Annotated in this window: 12 protein-coding genes; 6 read left to right on the forward strand and 6 right to left on the reverse strand. The window is 61.0% G+C overall.

Going from position 1 to position 13,709, the window contains the following annotated elements:
- Positions 1 to 4: 4 nt before the first annotated feature.
- Entirely contained in the window at positions 5 to 2,218 is a 2,214-nt protein-coding gene (locus tag HU762_RS20845) for a cellulose biosynthesis cyclic di-GMP-binding regulatory protein BcsB (protein ID WP_186640202.1), read from the reverse strand.
- A gap of 37 nt (positions 2,219 to 2,255) precedes the next feature.
- Positions 2,256 to 3,419, reverse strand: a complete 1,164-nt coding sequence (gene wecB / locus HU762_RS20850; protein WP_238340416.1) for a UDP-N-acetylglucosamine 2-epimerase (non-hydrolyzing) — start codon at positions 3,417 to 3,419, stop codon at positions 2,256 to 2,258.
- 988 nt (positions 3,420 to 4,407) lie between these two features.
- Between wecB and HU762_RS20855 the strand changes: the two genes are divergently transcribed.
- Genes HU762_RS20855 through HU762_RS20865 form a run of 3 tightly spaced genes read left to right on the forward strand, consistent with a single transcriptional unit; the run spans position 4,408 to position 7,318 of the window.
- The gene (locus HU762_RS20855) at positions 4,408 to 4,965 is read left to right on the forward strand and encodes a TRAP transporter small permease (RefSeq protein WP_186640204.1); all 558 of its coding nucleotides are present in this window, start codon (positions 4,408 to 4,410) and stop codon (positions 4,963 to 4,965) included.
- Complete coding sequence (locus HU762_RS20860) at positions 4,962 to 6,242, forward strand: TRAP transporter large permease subunit (RefSeq protein WP_186640206.1); 1,281 nt, start codon at positions 4,962 to 4,964, stop codon at positions 6,240 to 6,242. The genes HU762_RS20855 and HU762_RS20860 overlap by 4 nt, the downstream gene beginning before the upstream one ends.
- 56 nt (positions 6,243 to 6,298) lie before the next feature.
- Positions 6,299 to 7,318 (forward strand): TRAP transporter substrate-binding protein, encoded by a 1,020-nt coding sequence (locus tag HU762_RS20865; protein WP_186640207.1) that lies wholly within the window; start codon positions 6,299 to 6,301, stop codon positions 7,316 to 7,318.
- Positions 7,319 to 7,395: 77 nt separating this feature from the next.
- Here the strand turns inward: HU762_RS20865 and HU762_RS20870 are convergent, their stop codons facing one another.
- Together HU762_RS20870 and HU762_RS20875 are read right to left on the reverse strand one after the other, a co-directional pair.
- Positions 7,396 to 8,187 (reverse strand): transporter substrate-binding domain-containing protein, encoded by a 792-nt coding sequence (locus HU762_RS20870; RefSeq protein ID WP_186640209.1) that lies wholly within the window; start codon positions 8,185 to 8,187, stop codon positions 7,396 to 7,398.
- An 89-nt stretch (positions 8,188 to 8,276) separates the two neighbouring features.
- The gene (locus HU762_RS20875; protein ID WP_186640211.1) at positions 8,277 to 8,927 is read right to left on the reverse strand and encodes a TetR family transcriptional regulator; all 651 of its coding nucleotides are present in this window, start codon (positions 8,925 to 8,927) and stop codon (positions 8,277 to 8,279) included.
- Positions 8,928 to 9,069: 142 nt separating this feature from the next.
- On the opposite strand from HU762_RS20875, the gene HU762_RS20880 reads away from it, so the two are divergent.
- Both HU762_RS20880 and HU762_RS20885 read left to right on the forward strand, forming a co-directional pair.
- Positions 9,070 to 10,299, forward strand: coding sequence for an arabinose transporter (locus HU762_RS20880; RefSeq protein ID WP_186640213.1), 1,230 nt, complete (start codon positions 9,070 to 9,072; stop codon positions 10,297 to 10,299).
- 60 nt (positions 10,300 to 10,359) lie between these two features.
- Positions 10,360 to 11,226: an SDR family oxidoreductase gene (locus tag HU762_RS20885; protein WP_186640215.1), complete on the forward strand. Its 867-nt coding sequence runs from the start codon at positions 10,360 to 10,362 to the stop codon at positions 11,224 to 11,226.
- 30 nt (positions 11,227 to 11,256) lie between these two features.
- Here the strand turns inward: HU762_RS20885 and HU762_RS20890 are convergent, their stop codons facing one another.
- On the reverse strand, positions 11,257 to 11,889 hold the full coding sequence (locus HU762_RS20890) for a response regulator transcription factor (protein WP_186613793.1): 633 nt from the start codon (positions 11,887 to 11,889) through the stop codon (positions 11,257 to 11,259).
- Between the two features lie 31 nt (positions 11,890 to 11,920).
- Positions 11,921 to 13,282, reverse strand: coding sequence for a cache domain-containing protein (locus HU762_RS20895; protein ID WP_186640217.1), 1,362 nt, complete (start codon positions 13,280 to 13,282; stop codon positions 11,921 to 11,923).
- Positions 13,283 to 13,523: 241 nt separating this feature from the next.
- Here HU762_RS20895 and HU762_RS20900 point away from each other — a divergent pair.
- On the forward strand, positions 13,524 to 13,709 hold a 186-nt coding region (locus HU762_RS20900), incomplete at its 3' end, for a hypothetical protein (RefSeq protein WP_186640219.1).

Here is a 13,709-nt window from a genome sequence, read left to right on the forward strand (position 1 = left end):
TCCGTTACTGGCGATTGCGACGGGCGAGACGGCCGGCCAGCAACAAGATGAAGAACAAGGCGATGCCGCCGGGAATCAGCCAGAGCAGCGAAGGTTTACGCCAGGCATCGAGGCCCTTGGGTTCTTCACGGTCGATCAACTGGCTGCCACTGGGATCCTGGCTGTCGATGACGGCAACGGCGCCGCTGTCGCCAAGAATCGCCACGTCACCACGGGTCAGCACGATCGGTTCGGCCAGGCTCGGCGCCTGGCTGCCCAGGGTCCGATAGACCAGGCCGTGTTGCCCCGAGGTCTGCACCACTTGCAGCGACGCCAGATGGTTGAGCGACTGCACGTCAAGGAGCACTTGATCCTTGTGGTGAATGCGCAGGCGACCCTGATCATCGACCTGGACCGATTCCTTGCTGTCTTTAAGCGGCAGTTCGAAAGCCAGGAAGGCTTTGTCCGGGCTGGCCACGGCTTTGGCGTCAGGACTGACTTTCAGCTGTGCGCGCAGCGGCGAAACGCCGGTTGCATCGGCGACGGCAATCACCCGCGCCAGGCTGCTGGCGGGATGGTCGAGGTACGCCTGGGGCACCAGGACTTGGGTGTCCATCGCGAAACGTGCGGCCATGCCGGAAAAGTCGTCGGCCAACGCGGTGGCGTCCAGCACGATATGGCTGGTGGGCAAAACCGAAACCGGGAAAGCCTGAGGCGTTTCCAGGCACCGATCGCTGACTGGCTGGCGCTGGAACGACACACGCAACACGTTCTTCGAACCCAGCGCATAACGAGGGATATGGGCCTGGATGCGTTGTGATTCACCATTGGCGCTTAACTGCTGGGCGCCAATCAGGTAGTCATTGAAGAACAGCGAGGCCACCGGCGCGGTGTCCGAAGCACCTGGCGCTGCGGAGACGTCCACCACGGCCGTGACCGGCAAACGACCGTCATAGGCCACGCTGCCCAACGGGAACGAGGTGCTCCAGTCGAACCGCGAGGCGACATCGTAGGTGCCAGGGGCGCCGCCCAGTCGCGACAGGGCCACGCGGTTATCGTCGCTCAACGGCGTCTGCGCTTCGCTCACCGTCAGCTGGCGGCTGCGGGCCAATTTGTTCCACGCCGAACCGAGCAATGACAGTGCTTTGCCGGTGGCGTCCGGGGCGATCATCAGCACCGGGCGCGTGCCCAGCAGCGCCAGGCGTACATTGTCGCTGCCGGCAGCGGCCAGACCTGCGTTGACGTGTTGTTCGCGCCATTGGGTCAGGGCGCTGGCCGCTGTTGCGTCGAGCCCCTGGACCTGACTCTGCAAGGCATCCAGCGCTTGGTTGACGGCTTGGAGCAGTTGCGGGTCGTTGATCGCCAGGTCGGCCTGTACGTTCGAGGTCTGGCCCAGCATCAGCAGGGCGCCGATCTCGGCCGGGTTGGCGAGGGTATGCTGGCCTTTGCCATTGAGGCTGGCAAAGGCTGGAATGCTCAGCAGCTCGGCGGGGATGCGCAGGCCGCTGAGGTCCACGCTGTCCTGCAGGGCAGGGAAGGGCAGGATGCGGCTGTGTTTGCCGATACGTGCCAGGGCCACGCCGAGTTTCCAGGCGGCGTCGTAACTGGTGGCGGACAATGAGCCCGGCGCGACCAGGATCCCCGGTTCACTCGGCAGTGCGGCCCAGGCTGCGCTGACGTCCCGCAATTGGCTGGCGTCGTAGCTGTAGGTCAGGCGCGTCTCGGGCTGAATGCGCAGGACGTTGCCGATGACTCGGTCGTCTTCGCACAATGGGCGAGGAACCACTGACGACCAGGCGATGCCCAAGCGCACCAAGCCGTTTTCACGCGGTGCCTTGTCAACGCCCAAAGTCGCGCTGGCGTCGCCCTGTGCCTCGCTGAGCCCTTCGGCGCGCACCGGATATCCATCAAGCGACAACAGCAGCGTGTTGCGGCCACCTTCGCCGTTGAGATAACTGGCGTCCACTTGCAGTGTCGCGTCATTGAGGGCAACACCGGCGGGCACCGGCAGATACAGTTCGCGTCGGGCGTCGCTGGCGCCGAGTAGAATCGGCGCGGTGATGCCCAGGTCGCTCAGGCGCACGACGCGCTCCTGGCGGGTGTCAGCATTGAGACGATGAATCGCCTGGGTGAGCGGACTGTCCGCAGCCAGGGCAAAGGACGGCATTAGGGCAAGCAGGCTCAGGCCACAGGCAAAGGCGCTGAGCGCACCCGTAGGGAGGGCAACGAAAGGCTTCATTCAGGCAAATCTCGATTCGATAAGAAGGGGGCAGTGGTTAGGAGAAATCGGCGGACAACTCGCGCGCCTCGTGCGGCAACGGATGAAGAGCCTCGTGTTGCGACTGCAACTGACCCGCGACGAAGTCCTCGACCACTCTGCCCATCAGCACATCGACGATGCGCTGGCTGGCGTGGCCGTCGCCGTAGGGGTTGGCTGCTTGTGAGGCGCGGCGCCACAAGGTGTCGTCGTCGAACAGCGCATCCACACCGGCAATGATCGAGGCCGGAGAAGTCCCGACCAGTCTCACGGTGCCCGCCGCCACGGCTTCGGGGCGTTCGGTGACGTCGCGCATCACCAGCACCGGTTTACCCAATGACGGTGCTTCTTCCTGCACACCGCCCGAATCGGTGAGGATCACATGGGCGTGTTGCATCAGGCGCACGAACGCCAGGTAGTCCAGCGGTTTGATCAAATGCACGTTGAGCAGGTCGCCCAATTGTTCGGTCACCGGGCCCAGCACGTTGGGGTTGAGGTGCACCGGGTAGACGATCTGGATATCCGTGCGCTGGGCCAGGTGGCGCAACGCTTTGCAAATGTCGAGAAAACCCTCGCCAAAGTTTTCGCGGCGGTGACCGGTTACCAGCAGCAACTTGCGTCCGGTTTGCAGGAACGGAAACTGGCGGTCCAGCTCGTCACGCAGCCGTGCGTCCTGGTCGATGCGCGCGGCGCTCATCTGCAACGCGTCGATCACCGTGTTACCCGTCACCAGGCTGCGCCCTTGGGCGCGTTCATTTAACAGGTTGTCGCGCGATTGTCCGGTGGGAGCGAACAGCAGATCGGCACTGAGGTCGATGCAGCGGCGGTTCATTTCTTCCGGCCATGGGCTGTAGATGTCGCCGGTACGCAAGCCAGCTTCCACATGGCCCACCGGGATACGTCGATGGAAAGACGCCATCGATGCCACCATGGCCGACGTGGTATCGCCATGGACCAGTACGCGATCCGGGCGAGTCTGTTCCAGCACCGGGTCGATGGCGGCATACAGCGCGGCGGTCAGGGAGTTGAGCGTCTGGTGTGGCGTCATTACATCGAGGGTGAAATCGGCCTTCAGGTCGAACAGGTCGAGCACTTGTTCAAGCATGCTTTGATGCTGGCCGGTGACACAGATCAGCGACTCGATGCCGGGTTCGGCGGCGAGGGCTTTGACCAAGGGTGCCATCTTGATGGCTTCCGGACGGGTACCAAAAATCGACAGCACCCGGAGCCGAGACTGATAAGTTGCGATGACGCCCTTCCTCGCGCAGTGACTGCGCCGCACAACAGTTCGCCCAAGCGCGAAGAGGCGTTTGAGCAAACAAGCGATTTAAGTTAAGTAACTTCCAACGGACCAACAGGGGCTGTACGCGCTTAGAGGTGGCGTAGCGGCATCATGCTGTTTGTGGAGCGGCAGATTAATAACATCAAAGATTGCTGTCGCAAAGTTTTATATGAAAAGTTTAATTAATATTTTTTTAGCCGGGCTTTGGCGTGCGCCGGGTTTTTCGTGGATTTGAATACATATAGAGCATTACCTGCTGATTTAATTGGATTTATTTTATTTTTCTGTTTGCGTGCTCGAGGTGAGTCAGGCTTTTTACTTCGGCGCTGGATTTTTGTCGAACGCACGATCGGGTCGATAGAGTTTGCTAGTCAGCAAAATGGCGCCTGTATAACGGCGAACTAAGGCAGGGCAGTTGTTGTATTTAAGTCTATAAGAAAAAGTCTGTAATTCGATTAAGTTCAGTTTATTTTTAATATTCGTGATGACCGGTTACTTGGATCCAATTAATGCTGTTGGGTTCGCCTGCTTATATAGGTTGGGAGTTGGCTCGGCAGTCAATTCAATCATCGGAGCCATCGTAGGGCCGGGGTAGTTGTCTAGCCGATAATCGCACGTTTTTTCAGCCGCTCGCGTCTGGCGTATTGACCGAACTAACCGGTTGGTACATTTTAGCAACACGTCTCGTCCGGCAGGGTCGAGATCATAATAAAAAGAGGAACACCCGATGCGTACCCGTCCATCAGCGCCACGCGCCTTTCCCCCAAGCCGTTGCTCGCGTCCCGAAGCAACGTCCAGTACCTCTCAAGCGACCCGCTAGCGACCGCGCTAATAGCTGCACTGGCGAGCCGGCTGGATGTCGGCACCTAAAGTCCGAGAGGTCTCGAAGATGACAAAAGTCGTCGATTTGTATTTCAAGCTGCTAAAGCTGCTGATCGTCTTATGCATGGTCGCGATGATCGTGCTGGTGTTCGGTAACGTCGTGTTGCGCTATGCCTTCAACTCCGGCATCAGCGTGTCGGAAGAACTGTCGCGTTGGTTCTTCGTCTGGATGATTTTCCTGGGCGCCCTGGTGGCGCTCAAGGACCGCGCCCACTTGGGCATGAACAGCCTGGTCAAGCGCTTGCCGCCGGCGGGCCAGCGTGCCTGCCTGATCATCAGCCACCTGTTGATGCTGTACATCTGCTGGTTGATCGTCAGTGGAAGTTGGCAACAGGCGGTCATCAACCTGGACGTGGTCGCGCCGGCTTCGGGCCTGTCGATGGCGTTGTTCTACGCTGCAGGACTGGTGTTCGGTGCCAGCGCCGGCGCCATCCTGGTGTACGAGCTGTACCTGGCACTGTCCGGCAAACTCAGGGATGAGGAGCTGGTGATGGTCGAGCAAAGCGATACCCCGGCAATCAATCCTGACACCATCGCCGACACCATCAAGAGTACCCGCCCATGACCTTGGCCATCTTCCTGGGATCGTTGATGGGCAGCATGGCGCTGGGAATGCCGATTGCCTTTGCCTTGCTGGTGGTCAGCGTGTCGCTGATGTTTTACCTGGACCTGTTCGACGCCCAGATCATCGCGCAGAATCTGCTTAATGGCGCCGACAGCTTCCCGCTGATGGCGGTGCCGTTCTTCATGCTGGCCGGCGAAGTCATGAACGTCGGCGGGCTCTCCAAGCGCATCGTCAACATTGCAATGGCGCTGGTGGGGCACAAGCGCGGTGGCCTGGGTTACGTGGCGATTATTGCCTCCTGCCTGTTGGCGTCGCTGTCTGGCTCGGCCGTGGCCGATGCGGCGGCGCTGGCAGCGCTGCTGGTGCCGATGATGGTGCTGGCCGGGCACAACCGGGGGCGCTCGGCTGGGCTGATCGCCGCCGGTAGCATTATTGCCCCGGTCATTCCGCCGAGCATCGGCTTCATCGTCTTTGGCGTGGCGTCCGGCGTGTCGATTTCCAAGTTGTTCCTGGCGGGGATCGTGCCAGGGCTGATGCTTGGCGCCGGGCTGGCCGTCGCCTGGTGGTTCATCTCCCGTCGCGAAATCGTCGAGACGCCACCCAAGCGCTCTCGTGCCGAAGTGCTGCGCACCTTGCTCGATGGCAGCTGGGCGATGGGCCTGCCGCTGATCATCATCCTCGGTCTGAAGTTCGGCATTTTCACGCCCACGGAAGCGGCGGTGGTCGCGGCGGTGTACTCGTTGTTCGTGTCGTTGGTGATCTACCGGGAAATGAAGGTCAGCCAGCTCTACGAAGTGATCCTGTCCTCGGCCAGGACCACCTCGGTGGTGATGCTGTTGGTGGCGGCGGCCATGGTTTCATCGTGGCTGGTGACCATCGCCGACTTGCCCGGTCAACTGGCGGAACTGCTGGCGCCGTTCATGGACAACCAGACCCTTCTGCTACTGGTGATGATGGCGTTGATCATCTTGGTCGGCACGGTGATGGACATGACCCCGACCATTCTCATCCTCACGCCGGTGCTGATGCCGGCCGTGATCCAGGCGGGCATCGATCCGGTGTACTTCGGCGTGCTGTTTTTGATCAACACGGCGATTGGCCTGATCACGCCGCCAGTGGGCACGGTGCTGAACGTGGTGTGCGGCGTGGCGAAGCTCGACTTTGAAGAGATCGTGCGCGGCGTATGGCCGTTCATGCTGGCGCAGTTTGCCGTGCTGTTTTTGCTGGTGCTGTTCCCCCAGCTGGTCCTGGGACCGTTGAGATTCTTCACTGGTTGACGCCGGTGACAACCATGACCGCTCTACGCTAACAACAATAATGATCGGAGACTGAGATGCAAAAACTGATGAAAACCTTGCTGGCCGGGGCGTGCGCGACGGGCTTGCTATTGGGCAGCGTGGCCGCCCACGCGGACGAGATCCGCGAGCGCACCTTGCGTTTCGCCTTCCAGAACGTCAAGGAGCATCCGCAAGGGCAGGGCGCGCAAAAATTCGCCGACCTGCTCAGCGAAAAGAGCGGCGGCAAAATCAAGGTTCGCCTGTTTCCTGGCGGAACCCTGGGCGGCGATGTGCAGACCGTCTCGGCCCTGCAAGGCGGCACGCTGGATATCACCGTGCTCAACTCCGGCATCCTCGCCGCCCAGGCCGCGGATTTCGCGATGCTCGACTTCCCGTTCCTGTTCAACAACGCCGAGGAAGCGCATGCCGTCATCGACGGGCCAGTCGGACAGAAACTCGCAGCGCAACTGGACAGCAAGGGCCTGGTCGGCCTGGGCTATTGGGACCTGGGTTTCCGCAACCTGACCAACAGCAAGCATCCGGTGACGAAACTGGAGGACATGCAAGGCCTGAAGATCCGGGTCATCCAATCGCCGATCTACCTGGAGACCTTCACGGCCCTGGGCGCGAACCCGGTGCCGATGGCATTCCCCGAGGTCTACACCGGCCTGGAACAACACACCATCGACGGGCAGGAAAACCCGTTCACGGTGATCGAAGGCAACAAGTTCTACGAGGTACAGAAATACCTTTCGGTGACCGGCCACATCTTCAATCCGCAGTCGCTGATCATCAGCCAGAAAACCTGGAGTCGTCTGAACGATGATGAAAAGGCGCTGGTTCGAGCCGCGGCAACCGAGGCGCAGGCGTTCCAGCGCGAGGTCACGGCAGCGAGCATGGACAAGGCGAAAGCGACGCTGGCGGGCGCAATGACCGTCAACGAAATCACGCCGGCCGAGAAAGATCGCTTCCGCGAGCGCGTGCAGCCGGTGATCGACAAATTCGCCAAGTCCCTGGACGGCGACCTGGTGAAGATGATGTATGCCGAAATCGCCAAGGTGCGTGCTGGGCAGTGAGGATGATGTCCTGATTGAAGCAGACCGGTGGAGGCGGCCACGCGCGCTTCCACCGGTTTTTTTATGCCTTCAACGGATCATTGTGCCCCGGGAACCGCCAGCCACTGCCCGATCACCTTCTGATAGCTGCCGTTGGCCTTGCTCAGATGCAGCCATTGGTCGACATACATTTTCCAGGTGGTGTCGTCACGGGGCAGCAGGTAGGCTTTTTCGCCGTACTGCAGATAACGGCTCGGATTGACCGCGCAGAGGCCCGGCTTGAGCTTCTGTTGGTAGAGCGCTTCGGAGGCATCGGTGATCATCACGTCGGCGCGTTTCTCCAGCAGCTCCTGGAAGATCGTCACGTTGTCATGGAAAGCGAGTTGGCCCTTGGGCAGGAACGCTCGCACGAACGCTTCGTTGGTGCCGCCGGCCGGCTCGACGAGACGCACCGAAGGCTGGTTGATCTGCTCGATTGTCTGGTAGCGCGACTGATCTTCGCAGCGCACCAGCGGGATCTTGCCGTCGACGTCCAGGGTGCTGCTGAAATAGGCCTTCTTCTGCCGCTCCAGCGTCACCGATATTCCGCCCATGCCGATGTCGCATTTGCCGGCGACCATATCCGGCATCAAGGTTTTCCAAGTGGTCTGCACCCATTGCACCTTGACGCCCAGGCTCGCCGCCAGGGAGCGGGCCATGTCGATATCGATGCCTTCGTACTCTCCCGACTCAGCCTTGTAGGTGTAGGGCTTGTAGTCGCCCGTCGTGCACACCCGCAGCTCACCTTGTTGCAGCACCTGGTCGAGGTGCGAAGGGGTTGGCTCGGCCAAGGCGCTGGCGCAGAGCGCGAGCAGGCCGCAGAACGTCATCGTGCTTGTTATGGTTTTCATATTGATAGGACGTCTCGCAAGGGGAGGACTAGGCCGTCGAGTGTAGTAAAAGTGTCGGCGGGCTGTCACTGAAGTGCGAAGCAGAGCCGTCATTCCTCTGGGGAGGCGTGCTGCTGCCCCAGGCTTTCCATATAAGCGCAGAACATATCGGCCATGGCCTCGGCATAGACCCGGATCTCCCCGCGGGTGCGAGGCGTTGCCGAAAAGCGCTTACCGACAGCGCTGAGCGTCGTGATGATCAGGTCTCCCGCCAGGGCTCGGGCCTGTCCTGTGGCATCGGGCAGCGCCTGCAGCATGAAGGCGTCCACCGAGTCTTGCACCGACACTCGCGCCGCATGGTGCTCGGGGGCGTCGCGGTAGAGCGGGGCGGCGTCGTTGAGCGCGATGCGCACCTGCGCCTCGTCGCACTCGGATTGGATGAACGCCTGTACCAGGGACCTCAACCGCTCAAATGGTGGCTTGGCCGGGTCTTCCAGAATTTTGCGCAGCATTGCACTGGTTTGCTGCCATTCATCACTTTGCAGCCGGAACAGGATCGCCGCTTTGTTCGGAAAGTATTGATACACCGATCCAATGCTGACGCCCGCTCGCTCAGCGACACGGGCCACTGTGAAGCGCGGGGCGCCCTCGGCCGCCAAAACCTGAACAGCCGCCTCCAGGACCGCCGCCACCAGTTCGGTAGAGCGTGCCTGTTTCGGCTGTTTGCGCGAGGAAATCTGCGGGCCTGGGCGTTCGGACATGAGGGCGATGAACCTCGAAAGGGAATGCGAATAGGAAATGCGACGGATTATTCGTATCTTGAATGCGACTAATTGATCGCATTCTAGTCGGCTCCGCAAACAGTTCAACTTCTCATCGCGTCCCTTTCCGTGGGTAGGGTTTATGACTCAAGAAAATATTCATCTCGGTGCCTCATCGGCGCCTCAGGCAACCGCAGGCGCCAGCCCGGCACTCAAGCTGTTGCCGCTCACGCTGACCGTATTCATCGGTTTCCTGACCATCGGCATGCAGTTGCCGGTCTTGCCGCTGCACCTGCATGAAACGCTGGGCATGGGCACCCTGGTCATTGGCCTGGTGGTGGGCGCGCAGTTCGCCGCAGCGCTGCTGTCGCGGGCCTGGGCCGGGAATTTTGCGGATATGCGCGGCGGCAAGCGCGCGGTCATGGCCGGGCTGGTGACGGCCGCCGTTTCCGGGCTGATTTATCTGCTTTCCCTGACATTCGTTGCCATGCCTGTCACATCGGTCTGGCTGTTGGTGGGCGGCCGCGTGCTGCTGGCGCTGGGAGAAAGCCTGATCGTGACCGGCGCGTTGGGCTGGGGCATCGGTTTGGTCGGTCCGCAGCATGCGGGCAAGGTCATGGCCTGGAATGGTATCGCCATGTACGGCGCCTACGCGCTGGGTGCTCCGCTCGGCGTGGCACTGAACACTGGCTGGGGTTTCATGGGCATCGCCATGGCCTCGACGTTCATTCCGCTGCTGGCCTTGGCAGTCGTGGCGGGTGTTCGGGCTGTCGCCCCGACGGCGACCCGGCGTATACCCTTTTACAAAATGCTCGGCGTTGTGTGGGTTCCCGGTATGGGATTGGCATTGTGCAGCGTCGGCTTTGGTGTCGTCACGGCGTTCATCGCCCTGTTGTTCGCGGCTCGGGACTGGGGCAACGCGTCGTTGGCTTTCACCGCGTTCGGTCTTGCGTTCATCGGAGCGCGCCTGCTCTTCGGGCACCTCCCGGACAAGATCGGCGGCGCTCGTGTCGCCTTGGTCTGCGTATTGATCGAGGCCGTTGGTCTGCTGCTGATCTGGGACGCCGACACCGCGACCATCGCCTACCTGGGCGCAGCATTCACCGGCTTCGGTTATTCCCTGGCGTTCCCAGGCTTTGGCGTGGAAGCGGTGCGGCGTGCACCGCCACAGAACCGTGGCCTCGCCATGGGGGCTTATGTCGCCTTTCTCGATATTTCCCTGGGCATCACCAGCCCGCTGGCCGGCCTGTTGGCGAGTGGCTGGGGGATCGGTGCGGTTTACCTGGGCGGCGCCATTGCCGTTGCATTGTCGCTCGGGGTGGCTTTGATGCTGCTGAGAGGGCAGGCAGTACAAGTTCAATACAAATCCTGAGCCGTCTTTGGGTTATAGAGGGCGTTTGATTTTGCTTTTTCCAGAACAGGAGCGTTGCACATGCACGTATTCGTAACCGGTGCCACGGGCTGGGTTGGCTCGGCCGTGGTACAGGACCTGATCGGTGCCGGGCATCACGTCACCGGCCTGGCCCGCTGCGAAGACAAGGCTGCCGCACTCGCGGCGACCGGCGCAAAGGTCGTCCGAGGAAGCTTGGATGACCTGGACGTCTTGCACAAGGCCGCCTCGGCAGCGGACGCAGTGGTCCACACCGCATTCAATCATGACTTCTCGCGATTTGCCGAAAATGCCGAGCAGGATCGCCGCGCCATCGAAACATTGGGTGGCGCATTGCAAGGCTCCGACCGGCCTTTGCTGGTGACGTCGGGCCTGTTCGGATTGACCCGGGGCGCGAGTGAACTGGAAGTGGTCAGCCCGGCCTCGCCACGTAAATCCGAAGCTGCGGCGAGAGACCTGGCCGAGCGCGGGGTGCGCGTGGCAACGGTGCGGTTGGCGCCATCGGTGCATGGTCTCGGTGACCATGGGTTTGTGCCGATCCTGATTCGTCTGGCGCGGGAGAAGGGCGTGTCTGCTTTTCCTGGAGAGGGCAGCCATTGCTGGTCGGGCGTGCATCGACTGGATGCCGCACGGGTTTATCGGCTGGCCTTGGAGCAGGGTGTGACGCAATCGGTCTATCACGCCGTCGCCGACGAAGCCGTCTCGTTCAAGGCCATCGCCGAGGCGATCGGGCGCGGCCTGGGGTTGCCGGTCGAGTCCCGGGAGCGCGAGCATTTCGGCTGGTTCGCTCATATGGCGAGCGCAAACATGGCGGTGTCCAGCGAATATACCCGTGGCTTGTTGGGCTGGATGCCAAACGGGCCGGGGTTGTTGGCGGATCTTGAACAACCGGGTTATTACGCTGGATAACTGTGGCTCGCCACTACAGCGGTGCGTGGCTTAGCGGGAAATAAGCCCATGGTCGATCGCGTATTTCACCAAGGCGGCGGGTTTATCGATGTTGAGCTTGCGGCGGATGCTCAGGCGATGGGTTTCGACGGTGCGCACGCTGATGTCCAGTTCCCGGGCCATCTCCTTGTTGTTCAGCCCCTGGACCATTTTCGCCAGGACCTGGCTTTCGCGCGGCGTCAGCTCGCTGTCGGTGTTCGGGTCGGTGGCGAGGCGCTGGGCAATCTCGGCGCTGTAGAAAGTGCCACCGCTGATGATGGCTTCGATGGCGGCGACGATTTCCTTGGACGGTGAATTCTTCAGGACATAGCCGCTGGCACCGGCGCGCACCGATTCGCTGATGTATTCATGATTGTCGTACATGCTCAAGATCAGGATCTTGAGGCTGGGGTACTGCTTGCCCAGCAGCCGGGTAAGCTCCAGGCCGTTCATGTCCTTGAGGCCGATGTCCATCAGCAGCAGGTCCGGCTGGCAGCGCTCCACCATTTCGATCGCTTGCACGCCATTCTCCGCTTCGCCGACCACGTCCAGCCGGGGCATGACCGACAGCAGGGCTCGGATACCGTCGCGGACCAGGGAATGGTCGTCGACCAACGCGACGCGTATAGCCGCAGGCAGGTTCATGGGCAGGTGCTCTTGTTGAAATGAATGCGCATCAGCTTTCCGTGGCGGGCATGGTCATGGGCAACAGGATATCCAGTTCGCTTCGTCCCGGTACCGATGTCAGTTCCAGCCGTCCGCCGAAATGCTCGACCCGTTCGCGGATATTACGCAGGCCGATCCCCGTATGGCCACGTTCGACCTGCGGGACGTTGAAGCCCATCCCATCGTCGACCACGGTCAGTCGCAAGGACTGGCTCGAGCCGAACAGGGTGATGGCGACACGTTTCGCCCCGGCGTGTCGCTCGATGTTGGTCAGCGCTTCCTGGGCAATGCGGAACAGCGAGACGGGGGCGCCGTTTTCCAGGCGACAATCGAATTCGTTGCTCCGGTAGGCAACCTCCAGGCCACTGCGCTGCTCGAATTCTGCCGCGAGCTGGCCGATGGCGGCCGGCAGGCCCAGGGTGTCGAGCAATGAAGAGCGCAAGTCGTGGGAGATGCTGCGGATTTCACCGATGGCTTCACCCAGGCGATCCGTGGCGTTTTTCAGGATACCCAGGCCGTTTTCCTGGCCATTTTCGAGCACATGGCTGGCCAGTTCGAATTGGAATTTGATCGACACCAATAGTTGGCTGATGCCGTCGTGAAGCTCGCGAGACACCCGCGAGCGTTCTTCTTCCTGCAAGCTGACGATGCGCTGGTTCAGACGCTGGAGCTTCTTGTCGGCCAGGCGATGTTCGCTGACATTGAGGGTGATGCCGCCGGCAAATACCAACAGCACCGCCACCAGCGCAATGGCGGCGATGGCCTGCATGGTGGTGTGGATGCCTTGGGCCACTTCGTCGCGTGCCTGCTGGGTGGCGCGTTCGACGTCCTCCAGATAGATCCCGGTGCCGAGCATCCAGCCCCAGCGATCCAGCATCACGACGTAGGCGAGCTTGTCGGTCACTTGTCCGGAGGAAGGCTTGTTCCAGGCATAACGCTGAAAGCCCTCGCCTGATTCGGCACTCTTGAGCAACGCCTGGATCACGGGCAGGCCTTGCGGATCTTTCATGTCCCAGAGGTATTGCCCCACCAGCTCCGATTGGCGGGCGTGCATCAGGCTGCGACCCTGCCGGTCGTAGACGAAAAAATAACCGTTGATGCCAAAGCTGAGCTTGCGCAGTTCTTCCAATACCTGTTGCTGCGCCCGTGCGTCGCCCTTGCCGTCGTCGTAAAGCGGGGCGATCAGGCTCTGGGCCATTTCCACGTAGTTCTTCAGCTCGGCGCGTTTGCTCGCCAGGATACTGTCTTCGATCAGTTGCGCCTGTTGATCGCCCAGCTGGCGGTTGAGCGAGATGACCAAGGCACCAATAACGGTAATCGCCAGGACCAGCGGCAAAATCCCGAGGGCGACGATCTTGTGTTTGAGCAGCATCTGTACTCCTGTCCGGATTCGGCGGGGGGAGGTGGATGGCGGGCATCATATGCCAAACCTGGGTGGCTGGCATAAGACCTGTGGGAATGGGTGTCTACGTAGTACTACGTAGGTAAGCCGTACGTAGTACTGCGGATTTATTTATTGACGGCTTGCAGGGATATTGGGTCGGCTCCGAATAGCCGGGGCACACTATAAAAACAATCGCCGCAATCCACTGGATATCGGCAGGAGACACGCAATGACAACCCGTCTGGTTAAACACCTCGCCTGGTTTGCCGTGGCTGTTCTGGGAGCTTGTGCGCTGAGTGTCGTGGCCTTGCGCCGCGGAGAGCCGATCAACGCCCTCTGGATCGTCGTCGCAGCCGTGGCCATTTACCTGGTCGCCTACCGCTACTACAGCCTCTTCATCGCCAACAACGTAATG

It is taken from the genome of Pseudomonas sp. SWRI92, assembly GCF_014268685.1.
Taxonomy (GTDB): Bacteria; Pseudomonadota; Gammaproteobacteria; order Pseudomonadales; family Pseudomonadaceae; genus Aquipseudomonas; species Aquipseudomonas marvdashtae.